At 65.8% G+C, this 22,994-nt stretch carries 13 protein-coding genes and 1 pseudogene; 5 read left to right on the plus strand and 9 right to left on the minus strand.

Translation table 11 applies throughout. The features are described from left to right. Positions 1-46: 46 nt before the first annotated feature. Entirely contained in the window at positions 47-2,398 is a 2,352-nt protein-coding gene (locus tag VF557_18055) for a DUF3376 domain-containing protein (protein ID HEX8082121.1), read from the minus strand. Positions 2,399-2,888: 490 nt separating this feature from the next. Between VF557_18055 and VF557_18060 the strand changes: the two genes are divergently transcribed. The 4 genes from VF557_18060 to VF557_18075 all read left to right on the plus strand — a co-directional run bounded on the left by VF557_18060 (position 2,889) and on the right by VF557_18075 (position 10,438). Then, positions 2,889-6,062, plus strand: a complete 3,174-nt coding sequence (locus VF557_18060) for an efflux RND transporter permease subunit (protein HEX8082122.1) — start codon at positions 2,889-2,891, stop codon at positions 6,060-6,062. A gap of 31 nt (positions 6,063-6,093) precedes the next feature. Further along, on the plus strand, positions 6,094-6,489 hold the full coding sequence (locus VF557_18065) for a hypothetical protein (protein HEX8082123.1): 396 nt from the start codon (positions 6,094-6,096) through the stop codon (positions 6,487-6,489). A gap of 16 nt (positions 6,490-6,505) precedes the next feature. Next, positions 6,506-9,664 (plus strand): efflux RND transporter permease subunit, encoded by a 3,159-nt coding sequence (locus VF557_18070; protein ID HEX8082124.1) that lies wholly within the window; start codon positions 6,506-6,508, stop codon positions 9,662-9,664. A 189-nt stretch (positions 9,665-9,853) separates the two neighbouring features. Continuing rightward, positions 9,854-10,438, plus strand: coding sequence for a hypothetical protein (locus tag VF557_18075; protein ID HEX8082125.1), 585 nt, complete (start codon positions 9,854-9,856; stop codon positions 10,436-10,438). 57 nt (positions 10,439-10,495) lie between these two features. Here VF557_18075 and VF557_18080 read toward each other — a convergent pair whose 3' ends face one another. From VF557_18080 to VF557_18100, 5 genes and pseudogenes are all read right to left on the minus strand, one after another. Then, a complete protein-coding gene (locus VF557_18080) occupies positions 10,496-13,909 on the minus strand; it encodes a DEAD/DEAH box helicase family protein (protein ID HEX8082126.1) in 3,414 nt (1,137 codons plus the stop codon). Positions 13,910-13,966: 57 nt separating this feature from the next. After that, entirely contained in the window at positions 13,967-14,377 is a 411-nt protein-coding gene (locus VF557_18085; GenBank protein HEX8082127.1) for a restriction endonuclease, read from the minus strand. A 242-nt stretch (positions 14,378-14,619) separates the two neighbouring features. Beyond that, positions 14,620-14,889, minus strand: a pseudogene (locus VF557_18090) (winged helix-turn-helix domain-containing protein). Then, a complete protein-coding gene (locus tag VF557_18095) occupies positions 14,886-16,007 on the minus strand; it encodes a restriction endonuclease subunit S (GenBank protein ID HEX8082128.1) in 1,122 nt (373 codons plus the stop codon). The pseudogene VF557_18090 and the gene VF557_18095 overlap by 4 nt, the downstream one beginning before the upstream one ends. After that, complete coding sequence (locus VF557_18100) at positions 16,007-17,524, minus strand: class I SAM-dependent DNA methyltransferase (protein ID HEX8082129.1); 1,518 nt, start codon at positions 17,522-17,524, stop codon at positions 16,007-16,009. Before VF557_18100 ends, VF557_18095 begins: the two co-directional genes overlap by 1 nt. A gap of 666 nt (positions 17,525-18,190) precedes the next feature. Here VF557_18100 and VF557_18105 point away from each other — a divergent pair. Then, positions 18,191-19,252: a hypothetical protein gene (locus tag VF557_18105; GenBank protein ID HEX8082130.1), complete on the plus strand. Its 1,062-nt coding sequence runs from the start codon at positions 18,191-18,193 to the stop codon at positions 19,250-19,252. A gap of 382 nt (positions 19,253-19,634) precedes the next feature. Here VF557_18105 and VF557_18110 read toward each other — a convergent pair whose 3' ends face one another. The 3 genes from VF557_18110 to VF557_18120 form a co-directional block, all read right to left on the minus strand. Continuing rightward, positions 19,635-21,074, minus strand: coding sequence for an MFS transporter (locus tag VF557_18110; protein HEX8082131.1), 1,440 nt, complete (start codon positions 21,072-21,074; stop codon positions 19,635-19,637). 216 nt (positions 21,075-21,290) lie between these two features. Next, positions 21,291-21,458, minus strand: a complete 168-nt coding sequence (locus tag VF557_18115) for a hypothetical protein (protein HEX8082132.1) — start codon at positions 21,456-21,458, stop codon at positions 21,291-21,293. Between the two features lie 58 nt (positions 21,459-21,516). After that, positions 21,517-22,899 carry an alpha/beta hydrolase gene (locus VF557_18120; GenBank protein ID HEX8082133.1) on the minus strand — a complete coding sequence of 461 codons (1,383 nt, stop codon included), beginning with the start codon at positions 22,897-22,899 and terminating at the stop codon, positions 21,517-21,519. Between the last annotated feature and the right edge of the window lie 95 nt (positions 22,900-22,994).

Raw genomic sequence — 22,994 nt, forward strand, 5'->3', positions numbered from 1 at the left:
TTTCCGAGCAAGCCGGCACGCTAGCCCGAGGCCACCAGCGCTCGGGCTAGTGCCGGCTGCGCCGAAAGATCCGTCCCGGCCAGGTCAGGAGCCTGCGCACCCCATTCTCGAGCCGGGTCCGGGCGATGGTGACCGTCAGCGTCGTGGTGGCAACGGACACGGCCATTCCGATCAGGCGGTTGACCGTGAATTTCAACAGCGAGTTCATTCGAGAGTTCCGCACAAGCGTTTGAGCGTTGCGCCGCAACACCCGGATGGTCTGATTGCGCTGGGGCATCCTTTCCAGGATGTCGTAGGGACCGGATTTCAGGACTCGCTCGGTCTCGGCGCGTAGGTCGCTGGTCATGGTTTTCTCGGCGGCCAGGATGGCGTCGGCCAGCTTCCTTCGCAGATCCTCGCATCTGTCGGCGATACCTTCCTCGGATGAAGCCAGCCGTTCACTCACGATCTGGTCGAACAGGGCCGATGCTCCGTCCAACCGTCCCCACGTCCAGTCGTACCAGCGACCACTTTCCGAGGCGAAGGCTCCGAAGTGTTGCAGGCGCTCTCCCTGCAGCTTGTTCTTGGGCCAAGAGGCTTGCTTCTCGAGTTCTCTGAGAGCCTTGACAATCGGTTGGGCAGCAGGAGTGAGGTTGACGTAGCGGAAACGAGGCACGTCATTACGTGAGGCGCCCCATGAATGCACTGAGCTCACGATCTCGACCGCGAGGGAGAATGCGATCAACTCTGTTGCGCTCACCTTGGAAAAGCAGGCGGCCACCGCGTTCGCAGCCTGGTGAACGGTTTCCTGGATCACGGCCGTCCGATCGTTGTAGAAGCCTTGCAGCGCGGCGATCTGGTCAGGCTCGATCAGTGCCTGTTGGCTGATGGCTTGCATGCAACGGTGATATTCGTCCTTGAGCTCGGTGATCCTTCGCTGTGCGCGGCCGATTATGAGCATCGAGTCGTGGAATCGACGCTGAGCATGCGCGGGTTCGGCGTCAGCAGCGGCAACCAGGGCACGCCCCCACCATCGCAGCACCCGATCGGCGACGGGCAGGCCGTAGGTCCAGTGGCCATCCGGTTGCGCGAAGTCTTGGGGAATGCCCGGGCGTAGTGGAGGGTTTGTCGCTGCATCCGGAATTCGCCAGACCCGGCCGGTTGGGCTGCCGAGTTCAGCGAACTGGCGCTCCAGAGCCTCATTGCGGCCCCGCTGATAGAAAGAGAACAGGCTCGCGGCCGCATTGCGGTAATCCGCTGGGTTGGAATTCTTACCGGTGAGGAGCTCTTGGATCGCGCTGTGCGGCTGTGAAACGGCATACCCCATCAGACGGAAGGCGTCTCTGAGGGCATCGTCGTCCAGCCTCTGGTCCGGCTCGCGAACAGCTGCCAACAGCGCGCCGAACACGCCAACGATATCCGGTGTCTGCGAGGCGTCACCTGTACTGGGCATGACCACGGTCTCTACCGACGGCGTGACATAGAGGAGCGTGCGGTCGAACGGAGTCGACACCGGGCGATCCAGCAGCGCCTCCAGCAGCGGTTCGAACGGTGCGTTGTCCAGCACCCCGCCATCCATCAGCAACGAACGTTGAACCCCGGGATCATCGGCGAGATACAGCGGCGTGCGGCGCTTGTACAGCTCTGCGGATTCCCTCACCTGCTCGAAGGCGACCGGGAACGACGCCGAGGCCCGCGCCGCCTGAGTCAGCGTCTCCACGTCAGCGAAGGCGTCCGGGGCGCGTGCGGGTGCCGGCGCCCCGGCCTTCCGGTCGCCGTCGCCGGTCTCGTCGCTTTGCGCCGAGGGGTCCGCCCGCCAATGCTCGAACCGATACACCCGTCTGCTGTCGACCACGGATGCTTGCTTGTTCCTTTCCAGAAGCCGAGGCCGCGACGGCGCGCGCACTGCGGTTGCCGTGATCAGCAGCGTGCAATCGCCCTCAAGACTGCTCGATGACGGTGACTCTCTGATCTGGGTCAGCACGCTTCTGATCTGATCCTGGAAGTATGTCCCGTTGAGCAGTGACTTGACTCCCTCCTCGGGTGGGTCGGCCAGGCTCGCCAAATCGGCAAGCTGGGCCCATTTCTGTCCCATGTGAGGTGGGCTCGTCCCTCCAGCGATGGCTGCCGCGAGGAAGGCGCCGTTCAACCCGCCCGCCGAAGTTCCGGCGATGATGTCAATCTCGACCCGCCGCTTGGCGAAGTCAAGAATCTCCTTCCACACTCCGACGACGGCATTTTCACCCTCGTCGGCGGGCCGGCCGTCGAAGACGGCGCCTCGGGAGGCAAGCCGCACCAGATTGAGTTCGTGGGTCACCCCACCTATCCAGACCGCGAGGCTGACGCCACCGTTGAGAACAACAGCCACGCGGACTTCTTTAAGTAATTCCGCGTCAACCGGCTTTTTGCCACTATCCATCATGCTGCCTTCCAGGTCAGCGCGAATTCTGAGTCTCCTGATCGTGAACCCGATCGTGTTTCTTGTAAACGGTTGGCTAGATTCTCACCGTTTAGTCGGTGAACAGGTGAAGGCAATTAGACCTTGGAGTTGGTGGCGTCGGTCATCCCACCGCAACGAGACGGGGGGATCGCGAAAGCCTCAGGCCACCCCTGCTTTGCCGCCCGCGTCTGCGGCTTGTCACCCAGGGTCACCAACCGTGCTCAGCGTGAATGCGCCCTGGTCCAGCGGCAGATCGCACCTGTGCCCACGGCGTTCACGGCACCGCTCGGGCGCGCCGTCGGCGACTGTGTAACGCCATTATCAAGTTGCCCGAAGGGCAATTGACAGGACCTTGACGGTCTGCCATCTTTCCAGCACGGGTTTCCGAGCCGACAGCGCTGGACGCACCCGAGATAAGACTTAAAGGTGAGCGGGGGCCGCCTTGTCCGCATGGTTAGCTCGGCGAAGCATGTCGTTTCGGCTGGTCGTCGTTCTTCTCGCAGCAAGCATCATGTCCTTCGGCTTCTTCCAGTTGCGCGATGCGCAGGTAGACGTGCTGCCCGAGTTCAAGGCGCCTTACGTCGAGGTGCAGACCGAGGCGCTGGGGCTGTCCGCCGTCGAGGTCGAACAGCTGATCACCTCGCCCATGGAAGCCGACCTCCTCAACGGAGTCGCTTTCCTCGACGAGATCCGATCCATGTCGGTACCGGGCCTTTCTTCGATAGAGCTGTACTTCGAAGAGGGCACCGACGTGTTGCGGGCCCGGCAGATGGTGCAGGAGCGCCTCACCGAGGCCAGAGCGCTTCCCAACGTCTCCAAGGCCCCCGTCATGATCCAGCCGCTGTCCTCCACCGGCCGGGCCATGATGATCGGTCTGTCCTCGGAAGACGTTTCACTCATTGACCTTTCGGTGTTGGCCCGCTGGAAGATCAGGCCGAAGTTGATGGGCGTTCCGGGCGTCGCCAACGTCGCCATCTGGGGTCAGCGCGAGCGGCAACTGCAGGTCCAGGTGGACCCGCAGCGGCTGTCTGACCGCGGCGTCACTCTCAGCCAGGTGATCAGGACCACGGCGAATTCGTTGTGGGTGTCACCCTTGAGCTTCGTCGAGGCCTCGACCCCCGGAACCGGCGGGTTCATCGACACACCCCAGCAGCGGCTGGGGATTCAGCACGTGCTTCCCATCACCACGCCGGCTGATCTGTCGAGGGTGAGCCTGGAAGGCCAGCGGGGCGCCGGCACGACGCTGGGCGAGGTCGTCTCGGTGACCGAGGACCACCAGCCACTGATCGGTGACGCCCTGTCCGGCGCCGATCCGCAGTTGCTGCTGGTGATCGAGAAGTTCCCTGGCGCCAGCACTCTGACGGTCACCCGGGATGTCGAGAACGCCATGCGGAGCCTGGCCCCCGGGCTGCAGGGCATCGTCATCGACACTCAGGTCTACCGCCCGGCGACGTTCCTTGAGAACGCGCTGGACAACCTCGGCATCGCGGCACTTCTCGGGCTGCTGCTCATGGTCATCGTGATCGGCGCGCTGTCCTCGTCCTGGCGGGTCGCGTTGATCAGCGTGCTGACGGTGCTGGCGTCGTTGACCGCGGCCCTGACGGTGCTCCAGCTGCGAGGGACGACCTTCAACACGATGATCCTGGCGGGGCTGGTGGTCGCCCTCGGCGTGATAATCGATGACGCCGTCACCGAGGCCGACAACGTCAGGCGCGGCCTCCAGCAGCGCGACAGTGGCCCTGGCGGGCTATCCCCTGCCGATGCGGTGGCCGCCTCCGTCGCGCGGCTGCGAAGCCCGCTGCTGTTCGCCACCCTGGTGCTCATCGTCGCGGCCCTGCCGCTGCTACTGCTCGAAGGTGTCACCGACTCGATCTTCTCCCCGTTCGTGATGTCCTACGTGCTCGCGGTCCTGGCGTCGCTGCTCGTCGCGCTGACGCTCACGCCGGCGCTGGCCATCTACCTCCTGCGCGCGAAGCCGACCGAGAACCGCGACCGCCCGGCCGTGCGCTGGCTCAGGGCCGGTCACCGCAAGGCGCTGCCGCGCTTCCTGCGGCGACCGGTGCTTGCCTACGCGGGTATCGGTGTTTTGCTGCTCGTCGGGCTCGCCTTCCTGCCGGGACTCGGCGGCGGCTCGACCATGCCCACCCGGCAGGACCGTGACCTGCTGGTGCGATGGGACGCCGCGCCGGGCACCTCGCTTCCGGCCATGCGCCAGCAGGCCGCCGCGCTGACCAGTGACCTGCGTGCCCTTGACGGCGTCCGCAGCGTCGGAGCGCACGTGGGACGCGCGGTCACCTCGGATCAGGTGGTGGGAGTCAACTCCGGCGAGCTGTGGGTGAGCCTGAAGCCGGACGCGAATTATGACCGCGCGGTCCAGGACGTGCAGCGCGTGGTCAAGGACCGCGCCGGACCGCAGGCCGAAGCGATCGGGTACCCGGAGCAGCGGATGCTCGACCTCGGTCCCACCAACGATCCGCCGATCGTGGTGCGCGTGTACGGCGAGGACCTGGAGGAACTGCGCCAGCAGGGCGAGGACGTGCGCCAGAAGCTCACCGCTATCAGGGGAACGGTCCAACCTCAGCTCAGAATGGCGCCGGTGGAGCAGACCGTGCAGATCGAGGTCGACCTCACGCGGGCGCAGCAGTACGGACTCAAGCCCGGTGACGTGCGCCGCGCGGCCGCGACCCTGATCGCCGGGATCCAGGTCGGCAGCCTGTTCGAGGAGCAGAAGGTCTTCGACGTGATCGTGGTGGGCACGCCGGCCACCCGAGAGAACCTGAGCGACGTGCAGAACCTGCTCATCGACACCCCCGACGGCAAGCACGTGCGGCTGCGGCAGGTCGCCGACGTGCGGGTGACGCCGGCGCCGAACGTGCTGCGACACGACTCGGTGTCCCGCTACGTCGACGTGGTGGCCGACGTGCGCGGCCGGGACGTCAACGCCGTCACCGACGATGTCCGCGCGACCTTATCGACGTTGCAGCTGCCGGTCAGCTACCACGCCGAACTGCGTGGCGACTACGCCGACCGGCAGGACGCGCGGTTGCGGCTCGGCCTGTTGGGCCTGGCGGCGGCGTTGCTGATCTTCCTGCTGCTGCAGGCCGCGTTCGCGAGCTGGCGGCTGGCGGTCCTGATGTCGGTGGTCCTGCTCGCCGCGCTGGTCGGCGGGGTCGCCGTCGCCCGGCTGGATCAGGGCACCCTCTCGCGTACCACGTTGCTGGCGTTGTTCACGGTTGCCGGTATCGCTGCCAGGCAGGGCCTCGCGCTCATCCGGCAGTGGGAAGAACTCGAACGCGCGGCGGACGGCCGGCCTGAGGAGGCGGCGGTTTCTGCCGTGCTGCACGAGCGGCTCGCACCCATCGTGACCACCGCGCTGGCGGTAGCCGCGGCCGTGGCCCCGTTCCTCTTCCTGGGCGCCATCGCAGGCCAGGAGCTCATCAGGCCGATGGCCGCGGTGATTCTCGGCGGGCTGGTGACCTCGACCCTGGTGATCCTGTTCCTCCTTCCGCCGCTCTACCTGCGCCACGCCCCGACCCGGCAGCCCGACACGTCCGTGCCGGACGGAGCCGAACCCCTGCCGTGGGAGGCACACGGTAAGAGCAGCAATGGCCTGACCCCGAAATTGACCCATGTCGCGCCGTGAGACGTGCCTTGCCGTCGTTCTACTCAGCTGCTTGAGCGTGGCCGGCTGCCAGCAGGCGGCCGAGGACGAGATGAAATTCGCCAAGCCCGTGAAGGTCGAGAAAGTCACCGGCCAGCCCACGAAGCTGACGCTGACCGAACGCGCCGTCGAGCGGCTGGGAGTGAAGACTGCCCAGGTTCGCAAGGCCACGCTGAAAGCGGGCGGGACGAGCGGCATCGCGATTCCCTACGCCGCGCTGCTCTTCGACAAGACCGGCAAGCCCGTGACCTACCTGGTCGTCGGGCAGCGGGTCTTCGCGCGGTCGGCGGTGGTGGTCGACCACTATGACGGCGACCTGGCGGTGCTGGCTTCGGGACCGCCCGTCGGCGCCAGCGTGGTGACCGACGGGTCGGCCGAACTGTTCGGCGCCGAAGCCGGCCTCAGCTGAGCCGGGAGGGATCACCATGATGCGATGGATCGTCTCGTCCAGCCTCCGCTTCCGGTTCCTCGCGCTGGCGCTCGGGTTGGGCATGCTGCTGATGGGCAGCGTGCAACTGGTGAACGCCCCGGTGGACGTCTTTCCCGAGTTCTCCCCGCCGCGGGTCGAGGTGCAGACCGCGTGCCTGGGCCTGACGGCCGCCGAGGTCGAGCAGTTGGTGACCGTTCCCCTCGAGGAGGTTCTCAACGGGGTGGAGGGGCTCGACGTCATGCGGTCGAAGTCGGTCTCCCAGCTGTCCTCCATCGAGCTGATCTTCGATCAGGGCACTGACCTGCTCAATGCCCGTCAACTGGTGCAGGAACGGGTCGCGACCGTCAGCCCGACCCTGCCGGCCTGGGCTCGCCCGCCGGTGATGATCCAGCCGCTGTCGGCGACCAGCCGCGTCATGAAGATCGGCATCTCGTCGGACACCTTGTCGCTGATCGAGCTTTCCACGCTTGCGCGTTACAAGATCAGGACCGAGCTGATGCGGGTGCACGGTGTCGCCAACGTGGCGATCTGGGGCATGCGCCAGGAGCAGTTGCAGGTGCAGGCGGATCCGGCGCTGCTGCAGAAGCACAAGGTCTCGCTGAACGAGCTCATGCAGGTCACGGCCGACTCGATGGACGCCGGCCTGCTCGCCTACGCCAACGGAGCGGTAGTAGGCACCGGCGGGTTCATCGACACCCCCGACCGGCGGCTCGGCATCGAGCACGTGCTGCCCATCGTGCGCCCGGACGAGCTCGGACGGGTCTCGCTGCGCGAGAACGCCCAGGCATCGCTGACCATCGCCGACGTGGCCGACGTGGTGGTCGACCATCAGCCGCTGATCGGTGACGCCGTCATCGACGGCAAGCCCGGCCTGATGCTCATCGTCGAGAAGCTGCCCTGGGGCAACACGCTCGAGGTGAGCAAGGGCGTTGAGAGGGTCATGGCCGAGCTGCAGCCCGGCCTGCCGGGCGTGCGGGTCGACACGACCATCTTCCGCCCGGCGACGTTCATCGAGTCCGCGCTGAGCAACCTGTCCAACGCTCTGCTGCTCGGCTGCCTGCTCGTGGTGCTGGTGCTGATCATGTTCCTGTTCGCGTGGCGCACCGCGGTGATCAGCCTGGTCGCCATTCCGCTGTCGCTCGTCTCGGCCGGCCTGGTGCTCTACTGGCGCGGCTCGACGATCAACACGATGGTGCTCGCCGGCCTGGTGATCTCGGTCGGCGTGGTGGTCGATGACGCCATCATCGACATCGAGAACATCATGCGCCGGCTCCGGGAGAACGCCCGGGAGAAGAAAGGCCGCTCCACCGCCTCGATCATTCTGGAGGCGTCGCTGGAAGTGCGAAGCCCGATCGTGTACGCGACGCTCATCATCATCGCGGCCGCGGTGCCGGTGTTCTTCCTCGAGGGCCTGACCGGTTCGTTCTTCCGGCCGCTCGCGGCGTCCTACACCATCGCGGTGGCGGTCTCGATGATCGTGGCGTTGACGATCACCCCGGCGCTCGCTCTGATCCTGCTGCGCAAGGCGCCGCTCACCAACAAGGAGCCGCCGCTGGTCCGGGTGCTCCAGCGGGGCTACACCGCGGTGCTGTCGCGGATCATCCGCCGGCCGCGCCGGGCCTACGGGGCGTTCGGCATGGTCGTGATCCTCGGGGTGCTGCTGGTGCCCATGCTCGGCCAGTCGATGCTGCCTTCCTTCAAGGAACGCGACTTCCTCATGCACTGGGTGACCCAGCCGGGCACCTCGCATCCTGAGATGGTCCGCATCTCCAACCAGGCGAGCAAGGAGCTGCTGGCCGTTCCGGGCGTGCGCAACTTCGGCTCCCACATCGGCCAGGCCGACAACGCCGATGAGGTGGTGGGCATCAACTTCGGCGAGAACTGGATCAGCATCGACCCGAAGGCCGATTACGACACTGCCCTGGCCGAGGTCAATGAGGTCGTCGCCGGGTACCCGGGGTTGCGACGGGACGTGCAGACGTATCTGAAGGAGCGCATCCGAGAGGTGCTGTCCGGCGCCGGTGAGGCCATCGTGATCCGCCTGTACGGAACCGACCTCGAGGAGATGCGGACCAAGGCCGAGGAGATCCGCGAGGTCCTGGCCGGCATCGACGGCACCATCGAAGAGCATGTGGAGTTGCAGTCCGAGATTCCGCAACTCGAGGTGAAGGTCGACCTGGCCAAGGCCGAGCGGTACGGAATCAAGCCAGGCGACGTCCGCCGCGCCGCCGCCACGCTGATAGCCGGTGAAGAGGTCAACGACGTGTTCCGGCAGGGCAAGGCGTTCGACGTGCGGGTGTGGAGCACGCCCGCGACCCGGAACAACCCCGACAGCGTGCGCGACCTGCTGCTCGACACGCCTGATGGCGGCCATGTGCGCCTCGGCGAGGTGGCCGACGTGCGGGCCGCGCCGACGCCGAACATCATCAGTCGCGAGGACGGATCCCGCCGGATCGACATCGGCGCCAACGTCAGCGGCCGTGACCTGGGCGCGGTCGTCGGAGACCTGGAGCGCGCGCTGCAGCAGGTGTCCTACCCGCAGGGGTACAACGCCGAACTGCTCGGTGAGTACGCCGAGCGCGAGTCGGCCCAACAGCGGCTGCTGATCTACAGCGGGTTGACCGTGGTGGTGATCTTCGCGCTCCTGCAGGCGGCGTTCGGCTCCTTCCGGCTGGCGACCCTGAGCATGCTCATGCTGCCGATGGCCCTGGTCGGCGGCGTGATCGCCGCCTATCTCAGCGGCGGCGTGATCTCACTCGGCTCGCTGGTCGGGTTCCTGACCATCCTGGGCATCGCCGCCCGCAACGGCATCCTGCTGATCAACCACTGCCAGCACCTGGAGAAGTACGAAGGCGAGACCTTCGGCCCTGACCTGGTGCTGCGCGGCGCCCGGGAACGGCTGGCGCCGATCCTGATGACCTCGCTGGCGACCGGGCTCGCGCTGGTGCCGCTGGTGGTGCTGGGAGAGATCCCCGGGCACGAGATCGAGCATCCGATGGCGGTGGTGATCATCGGCGGGCTGATTTCCTCGACGCTGCTCAACCTGTTCGTGGTGCCCTCGCTCTACCTGCGCTTCGGCAAGAGCCGGCGGAATGAGCCTGATTCCAGCAAGGTCGTGAGCAGCGCGCCGGAGCCGCAACCCGCCGTCCGCTGAGTGCCCTGCTTGGCTGGAAACCAGCCACGCTTCCTGCTCCATGCCCTCGCACCAGGCGGGCCGAGGCCGCAAACGGCGCTGGCACCCCACTTCTTCTGTAGGGTGGGACGGGAGATCAACGGTCGGCTAAGCCAGGCCGATCAAGGGTGCCCCCCCCCGCACTCTCGCGTATCCGCTAGGAGTGCCTGGATGGACGAAGCAGCCGCCAACAACTGGCCTCACCGCCGCACTCGTCCAGCCTGGTGGATCTCGGCTGCCGACCGCGACCGGGAAGCCGACCGTGCCGACGAGGCCGCCCGCCTGCGCGATCAGGCCGCAGAGGAGCACGACGCGAGCGCCGCGCGGCGCGACGAGGCCGCGACCGGCCGCGAACGGGAAGCGGCCGGCTGGACGACGGCGGCGCACCAGCGGTTGAACGACGCCGACCGCCAGGACGGCAAGCTCTGGGCAGCGGCCCTCGCAGTCGTCGAAGCAGCCCGGGCCGAGCACGTAGCGGCCGGCACCGAAGCGTCCCGCCACTCGCTGATCGAAGCGGAGGCCCGCAGCGAGGCCCAAACCGGGCCACTGATCGCTGCCAGCATCGAACGCCATGCCATCCGGGACGACCTCCACCACGTCGCCCAGCATCTGGCGGCCGCCGCTATCGACCGACGCGCGGCTGCGACCGACCGGGCTCGTACCCGGCTCAACCGGCACGCCGCCGCCGATGACCGCGGCGCTGCCCTGGCCCACCGCCTGCAGGCTGCCATCGACCGCTCAGGCGAGCGGGACTGAGAACCGTCGCCGGCAGCAGTCCCCTTCGGGGCCTGCCGTCCGTTGAGCGCTGTCAGCTCAAGCCACGTCCGGTGACGCGGTCGCGCGGACCTGATCGAGGAGTTCGACGAGGGCGTCGATGTCAGAGCCGCTGAACAACGCCTCAGGACCGGCTGGAGCGTGGTCGGTGAACGGCGCTTCGTAGAGCCGGCCGACGTCCATGACACCGTGCTCGGTCAGGTAGGTGATGATCAGGTTGACGAAGTCGAGCTGGTTCGCGGTCAGGGTGCGTCCGGCGATGAATCCGGAAAGAGCGTCGGCCGCTGCCTCACGGTCAAGGCCGACAAGGCTGCGGATGAACAGACCAAGCCCTTTCGCCTGCTCGGCAGCGCGGTCGAGTTCGGCTGGATCGCCGGCACCGGATTCAGTGAGCATGCGCTGCAGCTCGGCGAGGTCGGCGGCGGTGAGGGGGCGGTTGCGCCGCAGCTTCTGTAACGCGACGTGATCGGCGTGCGTGGCCAGGTATACGCGCACCTTCGCCTCGAAGCGCTGCACATCGGTTCCGACCGGTAACCCGGCCAGGGTCATCTCGGTGGCGTCGCCGAGCTGATCCTCGAAGTCGGTGTAGACGATGAACCGGCGTGCCTTCGGCACCAGGCGAACGAGGGTGCGGACCCGGCGACGCAGCAGTTCCAGCATGGGTAGCGTGACATCGACCCACCACTCCTCGCCGGCGACCTCGTCCAGAAGCTGTTGTTGAGCGGCGACGGCCGGAATGTTGACCACTTCCAGCAGCGCCGATGCAATGTCGCGGACCTGGTCGCGCAGCCTATCGAAACCGGGCTCGGCCGCGAGCACGCACAACTGAAGCCGCAGGATGAGCAGGTCGAAGCGTTTGGCCGTCTCGTCGTCATCGCGCACGTTGCTGGGCAGTCCGGCGAGGTGTTCGGCGATCTCACGGGCGTCATCGGCGGAGAGGCGGTGCCATCGGCTGCCGTCGCTGTACAGCTCGACCCAGCGTCGGTGCGGGCGCACCACAAAGTTGTGCACGTTCATGCCAGCGACGATGTCGTGCAGGGTATGGGCGATGTCCGCCCGCAGGCCGTGATCGCTACGGGTGCCGTCCGGCTCGGCCTCGTCAGTGTCATCGGGTAGTTCGGTGTCGAGGCCGGCGAGTAACGCCAGCCGGGCGGCGAACAACCGCTCTGCCAGCGACGCGGCGACCCGGCCCTCTGCCGTCGCGGGATCGGTGTTGAAGAATTCGAGGTTGCCGCAGAAGTCGAAGAGGAAGAAGTCCTGCTTGTTCTGACCGGGTCCAAACAGGTCCGGGCACAGCCGGGTGCCGCGGCCGAGCATCTGCCAGAACTTCGACTTGGAACGGACCGGCTTGAAGAAGACCAGATTGACGACCTCGGGGATGTCAATGCCGGTGTCGAGCAGGTCGACCGAGATAGCGATATGCGGTGCCTTGTCCCTGACAGCGAAGTCGTCGATCAGGCTTTGCGCGTACTCCGTCCGGTAGGTGATGACCCGCGCGAACGAGCCGGCGTGCTCGGGGTAGTTGGCGTCGAAGCGTGCGCGGATGACATCAGCATGGTCCTGATTACGGGCGAAGATGATCGTCTTGCCGAGCCGATCGCCACCGGCGACTTTGTGACCCCTGAGCATCAGCGTCTCGAGCATCTTGTCGACGGTGTCGGCATTGAACAGCCACTTGTTGACGGCGTCGGAGGCAACCAGGTCCGGCACGTCGCCGTCCTCGTCCCACTCACGAGAATCCCAGTCGTCCTTCTCCTCCTCGGACAACTCGTCATACCGGATGCCCTCGCGAGGGAACTTCAACGGCACCGACACCGCCCTGGGCGGCACCAGGTATCCCTCATCGACGGCTTGCGGCAGGTCGTAGAAGTCGGTGGGAACGCCGTCCTCCAGATGGAACAGCCGGTAGGTGTTGCGGTCGATCTCGTCCTTCGGCGTCGCGGTCAACCCGACCAGCAGTGAGTCAAACCACGAGAAGATCGCACGGTACTTCTGATAGACCGACCGGTGAGCCTCGTCGATGACGATCAGGTCGAAGAAGCCGGGTCCGAACTTGCGCAAGTCGCCGGCACCGGAATTGATCAGCCCCATCATGGTCGGGTAGGTCGACACGTAGACGCGGCCGTCGGCGGTCTTGTCGGTGACCAGGTTGACGGTCGTCGCTTCGGGCAGGTGAGCCTTGAACGCGTTGACGGCCTGGCTGACCAACGCCACTCGATCAGCAAGGAACAGCACTCGCTTGGCCCAGTTGGCCCGCATCAGCAGGTCGGTCAACGCGATGACGGTACGCGTCTTGCCTGCACCGGTGGCCATCACGACCAGCGCCTGCCGTTGTCTCTTGCCCTCGAACGTCTCGCCGATTCGGCGGATCGCGCGCTGCTGGTAGTGCCGTTCGACGATTCCCTCATTGATGGGCAGGTCGGCCAGCGCCTTGCGGGTGGTGCGCCGCTGTACCAGCAGCGCCAGTTCGTCTCGGGTGTAAAAGCCTTCGACCGGCCGTGGCGGGTAGTCGGTGTCGTCCCAGATCCAATGCTGGTAGCCGTTGGTGTAGAAGATCACCGGTCGCTGGCCGAACCGCTGCTCCAGGCAGTCGGCGTAGAGCTTGGCCTGCTGCTCGCCGGCCTTGGCGTCGCGGCGGGTGCGCTTGGCCTCGACCACGCCGAGCGGCTTGCCGTCCTCACCCCAGAGCACGTAGTCGACGAATCCGGTGCCCTCGGCGTTGGGCATGCCGGTCACCGGGTATTCACGGGCTTCCGGGTGGTCCAGTGCCCAGCCGGCTTCTTTCAGCAGGACGTCGATGAACAGGTCGCGGGTGGTCGCCTCGTCGTAGTCGTGCTTGTCCGGCTGGGCCTCGTTGACCGCTTTCGCAGCGGCGACCTGCTTGCGTAGCTCGGCGAGCTCGGCCTGCAGCGCTGCGTTCGCCTCCCGCTCCTCGGCCAACCGGCGGTCCGCCTCGGCATACTCTCGCTCCCGCTCGGCCAGTTCGGCCTGCCGCTGCATCCTGGCCTGCGGTGACAGTGGCCGGGGAACCAGCTCTGGGTCGAACTGCAGGGCGGCGGACGGGACATTCGCCGGATCGCGGGTGTAATTGCGAGCCAGCCAGTAGAGCAGTTGGAACAGCTGTCCCAACACCGGCAGCGAATCATTCGGCGACACCGGCCGGCTCCTGTGCACCGCTGCGTTGCCTTGTCGGCGGATCAGGTCCGCCTTGGTCTGGATGTCATTGCCGACCAGTGTTCGAAATGTCGGCTCGAACAACCGCGCGGAGAGATCGTCGCGGTATGGCTGCTGCAGCGTGCGGTCGGCCTCGTAGAGCCAGCTAACCGTCAACTCCAACGCGCGGCGGGCGTAGAAGCAGGCCGCGCGAGGGTCGGAGTAGCCGTTGCGTTCGGCCCGGACCGCTTCGCCGAACAGCTCCGGCCACTCGGCACGCAGGAACGCGAAGTTGCTCACCGCGCTCCTTCCTTCGGGCCGACGTAGATCATCCCAGTCTGCACGCCGGGCAGCCAGTTATTCGAAGTAGTCCTCATCGATATCGACTACTCGGTAGGTCTCGCGCTGCTGCACTCCTATGCCGTAGGAAATCATCAGCTCGGCCAGTCGGGCTCCGTCGATGAGCACGACTCTGGTGCCGATGTTTCTGGCGTAATCCACTGCGCCCGGCGAAAACCGGCTGGTGGTGATGAAGATGCCCTGGGTCACGTTGCGTCCGTGCAGCGCACCGACGAATGCCTGGATCGCCTCACGGCCAACCGTATTGTCAGCGCCATAACGCTTGGCCTGCACGTAAATACGCTGCAGTCCAAGCTTGTCTTGATCAATGACGCCGTCGACTCCACCGTCGCCTGTGCCGCCGATGCGGCGAGCCTGCCCGTCGGTGCCGCCGTGTAACCCATCGCGACGAGCACGTCCAGCACGGATTGCTCCAGGAAGGCGGGATCCTGTTCTCGCAGTCGCTTGAGCAGCTGCGCGCTAACGTCGGCGTTGATGCGCTGGATGCCCTGCTCGATCTGCTCCACCGGGTCGAGCACGGTCTCGACAGGTTCGGAAGCTATGGATGCGCGTGTCGAGCCGGATCGCTCGATTGGAACGTAATCGCGAAACGCAGGGATAGCCTGCAGGTCTTTCTCGGTGATGCCGTTCGGATGCGCCGCCAGCAGCGTGCGGCCAGCATCGGTAATCACAGAAGATCCGCGACGCGGACGGGTCAGGGCCTCGGCTCGGACGAGAAATGACATCGCCCAGCCAATCCGATTGTCGGCCTTGCCCTGCCCGGACTTGAGGGTCTCCGCCCGTTGAGCTTCGGTCAGGCGCATGTGGTCGGCGACATCGGCGTACATCTCGCGTCGCGTTCGCACCCGGCCGTCCGAGGCCACCTGCAAGACGGGTGCCAGGAACCCCTCCCAGGTCGGCAGCTCCACCGGCGCGCTCACAACGTCCCCGCAAACGCTCGTTGCTGAAGCGACGTGAACAGCCCGTCTAATCCGGCAAGCTGCGCCTTACACCTTTCTCCGGTGCCTTCTGCGGCGCGAAGCCTCATCACGAACTCGATCTGGACCTCAAGGGGTGGGATTGAAACCGGCATTGCCTTGATGATTCCCATGTTAAGCCCTGACATGATCGCGCCCTTGGCGGTTCTAGTCAAATAGTCACGTGCGGCAGGGTGTTGAAGGAAGTAAGCATGCAGGTACTCGGGGAGGCAGCGCGTTCGATCAAGGCTGATGCAGCACAAATGCTTTGTGTTGATAGCAACTGGTACGTCTCCGGGCACAACTGCTGCCCGCCCACACGTACCCATGATCGTGATTAGAACATCCCCTGGGTTGACAGTGTATCGAGCGAGTTGCGCATACTTTTGAGGACTGATGTATCGCCGCTCGGACCAGGTGAAACGGTTTGTCACCGCATTGTCGATACCAAGCACAGCAATGCCCTCATTTACGAATTCGCTGTGCAACAACTGGCTGCCAAATGGACCAGTCCTCATTCCGCCAGCGTCTGTGTCGACGAGATCAACGACCTTGAAGGTGGTCCATTTGTAAGCCCGTTCGCCGAACATCTCAAGGAAAATCGACCGAGTGAGGTCGTTGAGGTGGGCGAGTGCTTGGTGGCGCTTGACGCGCAGAGTTTCGGCGCGGTCCAGGATGTCCGCGATCCTTCGCTGCTCCTCGATCGGCGGCAAAAGCAAGCTAAGGCGGTATGCGTCGGCGCGGTTTAAGCCTGGAACGGCAGCAGCCTTGTTCATCCGCGTTAGGCCGAGGCCTTGAAGCCTGTACGCGAGCCAGCGAAGATCGGCAGTAGTCGCCGTCTGGTCTACGAAGTACGTCGTGTCGATCGGCCAACAAGGATTCGGCGAATAGTGGACCTCGCCGACCGATCCCTTACGTCCGACGATCACCGCTGGTCCATGTGTTATTGACGTATCATGGTTGCCAACTTGGCCATTAGAACCATAGACAGGAACACTGCCTGGCGTCCTGTTCGCCGCCGGAAGTGCTTTGCCGTATTTGAACTCGCAGAGATCGGCGAGCGTTACTGTTGGCCAAGACATTAGAGCATAGCTTTCAGATCAGACAGACCTTGCAGGATCTCACCTTCAATTCGCTCCAAATCGGCGATTATCTCCAGTGGCGGCCGGTGCTCTGCCTTGTCGTGCACCACCTCCTTGTAGCGGTTCAACGACAGGTCGTACTCCTCCGCTGCGATATCATCCTTTGCAACGCAGAACGATTGCTCAGTTCGCCCACGGGAACGCTCCTCCGCATCGCGTGAGCGCCAGCGAGCAAGCGCATCCGGCAGGTTGTTCTTCGCGTGCTCGTCCTCTGATAGCCCAGCCGCCGGTCGTGGGCCGAGCTTGTCCTCGGCAAGCAGCGGTGTGCGCTTGTCGTCCAGTGACCAGCCGTCCGCCGTCACCTCGTAAAACCAGACGTGATCAGTGCCGCCGACACCGGTCTTGGTAAACAGCAGGATCGCGGTCGACACGCCCGCGTAGGGCTTAAAAACTCCGCTCGGCAGCTTGACCACACCATCGAGTTTGTGGTCCTCGACCAGCGTGCGCCGTAGCTCCTTGTGCGCCTTCGACGAGCCGAACAGCACCCCATCCGGAACGATAACCGCGGCCCGTCCGCCGGTCTGCAGCAGCCGCAGGAACAATGCGAGGAACAGCAGTTCGGTCTTCTTGGTCTTGACCACCTGTTGCAGATCCTTAGCAGTGGACTCGTAATCCAGCGAACCGGCGAAAGGTGGGTTGGCAAGGATCAGCGAGTACAAGTCGGCCTCGTCGCTTGCGCCGTCGGACAGCGAGTCGCGATAGCGGATGTCTGGCGCCTCGATGCCGTGCAGCAGCATGTTCATGCTGCCGATGCGCAGCATGGTGCTGTCGAAGTCGTAGCCGTGAAACATGCTGTGGTTGAAGTGCCGGCTCGACTCGGCGTTCAGCAGCAAGTTCGGGTGTTCGCGGCGCAGGTGCTCACTTGCCGCCACCAGAAAGCCGGCGGTGCCGCAGGCCGGGTCGCAGATGTCGTCCTTGGCCTTCGGCTCCATCATCTCGACCATCAAGCTGATGATGTGCCGTGGGGTGCGGAACTGACCGTTCTGCCCCGCGCTGGCGATCTTGCCCAGCATGTACTCGTACAGGTCGCCGTTGGTGTCCCGGTCGGTCATCGGGATGTCGTCGAGCATGTCCACGACGCGGGACAGCAGCGCCGACGTCGGGATGGTGAACCGGGCATCCTTCATGTGATTGGAGTACGTGGAGTCCTCGCCTCCCAGAGCGCGGAGGAAAGGAAAGACCTGCTCCGAGACGGTGCTGAACATCGAGGCGGGGTCGGCCTGCTTGAAGCTCTGCCACCGGCGAGGGTCAGTGGTGCCGCCATCGAAGATGACGCGGTCCAGGGGCCGGCCAGTGCGGTTGGCCTTGTTCTCGGCAAGGGTCTGCAGCTCGTCAAGGCGGCGCAGGAACAGCAGGTAGGTGATCTGCTCGATAACCTCCAGCGGGTTGGCGATGCCGCCGGACCAGAATGCGTCCCAGACGCGGTCGACCTTGTTCTTCAGCTCACCTGTTATCACGCCGGGAAGCCTAGTCAGCGCTCGTCAATGACGCTGAATGCGGCATGGGCCATTCAGCTCAGACCTGGTGTTTGGTGACGCGGCGTAATCCAGTCAATGCGGAATTCCAACCGGACGTCACTGATACCCAAAGTGATGCCCACAGGCCGACTTCGATCAGTCGACGAGAGTCTCAAAATAACTGAAGGCCCCGGAATCCGGGGCCTTGAGGATGGTGGGCGATACTGGGATCGAACCAGTGACCCCTGCCGTGTGAATGCTTTCCCGGGAGCGTTGGTTGCTCTTAGTGGCGTTGGACCCGTCGGTTTCCGGGACCTCCGATGTTGGTTGACACGGCTGGCAACGGTCTCTTGCGGTTGCGGTGTGGCCCCAGCGTGGCCCAGCCGGCTCCGGATCCGTCTCCGGTGGACGAGCGGCTCCAACCGGAGGGGCCCTAAGAGTCACCCCCAAGGGCTAGCCACGTCAGGCCGTCCTGGCCATTCCATCGTGCTGGAAATCTGCGGCTGCACGCGATCACTAAAAGTAAGCCCTCGATTGGGCCATGGCCACGACCGTCGGCTGACTGTCCACAGCTTTGCAAGGCATCCAAACGGTGCACTGTACGAAAAGTACAGTGCGCTCGAAGGTGCGAGTAAACGGGTGACCAGGAGGGGAGGCGAGCGGGACATGAGCAACACTCGCTCCTGCCCTCGCTGCGGCTTCAACGCCACCTACATCAGCGAGGCGATGGCCGAGCACCACCACCCCCGACACTCCTGCGCCAAGCAGCTGCGCCGCACCGAACTCGCCCAGCGACGGGCTGATCGGGCGAGGTGCGCCCCGAAGCGCAACTGTCAACACCCTAGAGCCAGGCACCTGCACGGCACCCGCACTGCGTACGTGCGTGACCAATGTCGCTGTCCGAGCTGCACCGCCGCCAATACCGCGGTCAGCAACCGGCTGCACCGGGAACGCGCCTATGGCCGATGGAAGCCCTACATCGACGCCTCACCGTCGCGTGCCCACATCGCATCCCTCCGCGCAGCGGGGATCGGCGTCGATCAGATCGCAAAGCTCACCGGGCTGTCCCCCAGCCACCTGCGCGGCCTGATCTACCCCTCCAGCAACGGCAAGCCACCGTTTCGGAAGATCCGCCACGAGACCGCCGAGCGCATCCTCGCCGTGCCTGTCGATGACAGCAGCCGCGCTGCGAACAGCCGCGTCGACGCCACCGGAACCCGCCGCCGACTGCAAGCCCTCGTCGCGATCGGCTGGGCCCAAGAATTGCTGGCCGACGAATTGGGCCGATCACCGGCCAACCTCCGCCGCAGCATGGCCAGTCGCTCAGTCACTGCTCGGACACGTCATCTCGTCCAGGAGATGTACGAGAGGCTTTGGGACGCCGAGCCCCCACACCTACTCGCCGCTCAGCGCAGAGCAAGCGCCGCAGCTCGAGCACACGCGGCAAAGCACCACTGGCTTCCACCGCTTGCCTGGGACGACATAGACGACGATCCGGATCCAGGTCCGACTGCATGCGTATTCAGCTCTCGGAACGACGGTTTCGACGAAATCGCCATCGAACGGGCGATGAGCGGCGACGTCGAGGTCCGACTCACCCACGCCGAGCAAGTCGAAGTGGTCCGGCGACTGTCCGACCGTGGTCGATCCATACCGACCATCGCCGCCATTCTCTCGACCAGCACGCGTACCGTTTCGCGGTACCGAAAGCACAGCAACGCAGCATGAACCCGACGCGCAACATTTGAGCCGCCCTGTGATTCCTGAAGCTAGGCCCGGGTATCGAGACCGCTACGCCCGTCACCGCTGAGGTAGGCCGAAGGCTGCCCGCCAGATGCACTTCCAGCTGCCCGGCCGGCTCAACACGAAGCATCCACACGACATAACGTCACTTGCGAGGAGGTCAGCGTCCCAGCATGTGAGGATCTCCCTCCTATCGGTAAAGCGTTAACTCCAAGTCCTTGATCAAAGTCGGCTTCAGGGGACGCCGTCACGCGGCCCTGGGTATGGAGATGTGGCAACTCGTCAGAGATGGTTGTTACTGGGCGGGACACTCGCTGGCCCGATGCTCTGGCACTCCGGCTCGCGTGAGCAGGTGGGCGTGGGCAGTTCATCGCTGGGTGCGGGTGATCGTCAACCCGAATACAGCGGTTGCCAGTGCGACTACTGCAGCTGCGGTGAACGCTGCGGAGAACCCGGTTGCCCCTAGCGTCCCGGTGCCCGCCTCTGCCACGGACAGGCCGATCGCGGTGAACATGGCGGTGCCAAGTGCCGCGCCTACCTGGGTCGCTGACCCGGCGAGCCCGGACGCGAGCCCGGTGTGCGACGCAGGCGCGGCCGCGGCGATGACCATGGTGGTGGGTGTGAAGCTGAGCGCGACGCCGAGGGCGACGAGCAGGAGACCGGGCAGGACGGCCACCAGGTAGCCGGCGCCGAGCGGCGCGTTTGCCAGCCACAGGTGGCCGGCGGCGAGGACGACGAGTCCGATGACGAGGGTGCGCTGCGGGCCGAGGGTGCGCAGCGTTCGCGGCAGAAGTGCGAGGGAGACGGCGAACCCGGTCAGTGATGTCGGCACCATTGCGAGCCCGGCTTGCTGCGGAGCCATGGCCAGTGCCTGCTGCAGGTAGAGGGCGACGAGCACGAACGTGGACGCACGGGCGGCTCCGCCGAGGACCGCGAGGGCGACGCAGGTGGACAGGGTCCGGTTGCTGAACAGTTCGAGTGGCACGAGCGGGTCGGTGGTGCGGCGCTCGACGTTCACGAAGAGCGCGATGAGAACGGCGGAGCCGGCCAGGCTCGCGACAACCGGAAGGGACGTCCAGCCGTGGTCGGCGCCGCCGAGGGCGCCGTTGACCAAGGCGATGACTGCACCGGTGATGGTTGCTGCCCCGAGCCCGTCGAAGCGACGTCGCGCACCACGCGCCGCCTCATCAAGGACGGTCGGGGCCATGATGACCGCGGCGACGGAGACGGGCACGGTGACGAAGAAGACCGATGACCAGCCCAAGGAGCCGACCAGCAGCCCGCCAGCCATGACACCGGTTGCTCCTCCGAGCGTTGAGGCAGCGCCCCAGATGCTCATGGCCTTGGCCCGCTTTTCACCCGGAAAGGTGAGCAGGAGCAGCGACATCGCGGCCGGGCTGAGTGCTGCTGCGCCGACCCCTTGGACGATGCGGCCGGTGACCATGAGCCCTTGGTTGACTGCAAACGCTGCCAGCAGGGTGCCGACCATGAACAGGGTGGAGCCTGCGACGAACATGCGGCGGCGCCCGAACAGGTCTGCGACACGACCGGACAGGAGCAGCAGGCCGCCGAAGGCCAGGACGTACGCGTTGATGACCCAAGTGACGGCGGTGGGGCTGAGGCGCAGGTCGGCCTGGATGGAGGGCAGTGCAACGTTGACGACGGAGGTGTCGAGCATGACGACGAACTGGGCGGACACCAGCAGCCCGAGCGCAGCCCAGCGGCGGCGGCGTGCGCTGACGCCCGAGTCTTTGACGCCCTCACGTTGATGGGTCGCGGTGGGCCTGGTCTGGATGGTGGTGGACACAATGGCTTCCTTCGGCGAGGTGGGGTGTGGCCTACGCCCACCATCGCGCTGGCGCTGAGGGCTCACCCCGGCGAAATGGCCGGGAAACCGGATCTCAAGTTCCTGTGCGGCTGAACTCGCTTGTGCTGCGGATGCACCGCGAGGACGGCGCCTTCGTTGTGACCACGTCCACGGGCGTGCTGCGGGCCCGGCAGGTTATCGTGCCACCGGCCCGTTTCAAAGCCGCGGATTCCCGCCGTCGCCAAGCAGCTCGACCCGCGGGTGCAGCAGCACCCAGCGCGGACTCCGCAACCGGTTGGGGCGTCGGAGCGGCCCGGCAGTGGTGCGGGCCGCTCCCAGGCCGGTCGCTGCCGTGCAGGGGATGGCGGCGGCCTTGGCGGTCACCTGGAAGGGGATGAGGTGACCGGGGGTTCGGTAGTCCGAAGGTGCTCGGGCGGTGGTGCTACGGGGTGCGCACCGGGGTGTGGGTGCGGACTGCAGTGACAACGTCGGTGATGGCGGTGATGGACAGGGCCGAACCTGCCGGGTCCGTCAGGAACGCCATGTGGTTGAGGTCGGCGACCGTGTGCCGGGTATTCGTCGACAGGGTCGCGAGCTGGTCTTGAGCGGTGCCCCATCCCGGCTTGTGGTCGACGTTGTCCTTCGCGGTGAGCACGACCAGCGGGGTGGTGCCGAGCGTGGTGAGCGCCTGAGCCTGACCGAACGTGTCAGGCAGTGCGGCCTGCTCGGCCCGCATGTTCGCCATGCCACGAGGACTGTTCGCGAACACGGACACCTGCTCACCGGCCGCACCGGGCAGCATCGGGGTGCTCAACGCGCCGATGAGGTGACCGACGCCGAACCGGAACAAGGTGGGCGCAGGCGCCAGGACGCGCCGCATGAGCTGGTATTCACCGTTGAACGGCTTCACCAGGTCTGCCTGGTGCGGGCTGGCGCTGTCGAGAAGGACCACTCCGGCCACGTCGTGGGGGTACAGGTGCGTGTGCATGAGGGCGTGCACGCCGCCACTGGAGTGACCGGCCAGCACGAACGGGCCGGGCTCCCCGGCGGCGGTCAGCAGGCGGTGCAGGTCGGTGGCAGCGTTGATGGCATCGGCCGGGTTGGGTGAGTCGTCGCTCCAGCCCTGTCCTGCGCGGTCATACGCGCAGACGCGGGTCGTCGCGGCGATGGACGGATTGATGCGTGCCCACAGCGGCGACGTCTCACCAAGGCCGTTGAGCAGGACCACGGTGGGTGCGCCAGTGCCGGTGCAGGCCAGGTGCAGGCGGTACCCGCCGACGTCGACAAGCCTGCCCGGCATGGCGCCGGCGGTGACGTCGGGCGCCTTGGACGTGACTTGGTACAGGCCGCCGAGCCCGGCCAACAGCATCACGAGCGTGACAGGGTAGATGAGCAGGCGGCCTCGTCCAGGGACGTTCTGGCGGGTGCGCCGCTGGGCCCACACAGCCAGAGCCACCAAAGCCGGCGCCCACACCCAAGCAAGGCGGGTCATGGCCGGCTCACCCGGGTTGACCACCAGCAGCGCCACGCCCGACGTGGCCAGGACGGTGGCGGGGACGTACGCCCACCGCTGCGGGCACGTCGTCCTGCGGGTGGTGAGCCAGGCGAGCATCGCCCAGCCGGCAGCGAACGCGACGATCGCGCCGCCGACGATGCGAGCCTCGGACGCGTTCGGCAGAAAAGCGAACGTCAGGGCTGCCGCGCCCACAGCTCCGATGGCCAAGGAGGCGGCGATGATGCGGCCGACCGAGCCAGTCGGCGTGGCCGGCACGCTGGTCGGGACGGATGTTGATGTGCGGGTTGCGGTAGTCATGATGTTCCCCATTCCTGGCCGCCCGGTGCGGCGGCCGCGGAACAACTGTCGCGGTGACGAGATTTGCTCGCCCCGGTCACATGGCCGGGATTGATCGGGTAGGCCAA

The organism is Jatrophihabitans sp. (assembly GCA_036389035.1).
GTDB lineage: Bacteria > Actinomycetota > Actinomycetes > Mycobacteriales > Jatrophihabitantaceae > Jatrophihabitans_A.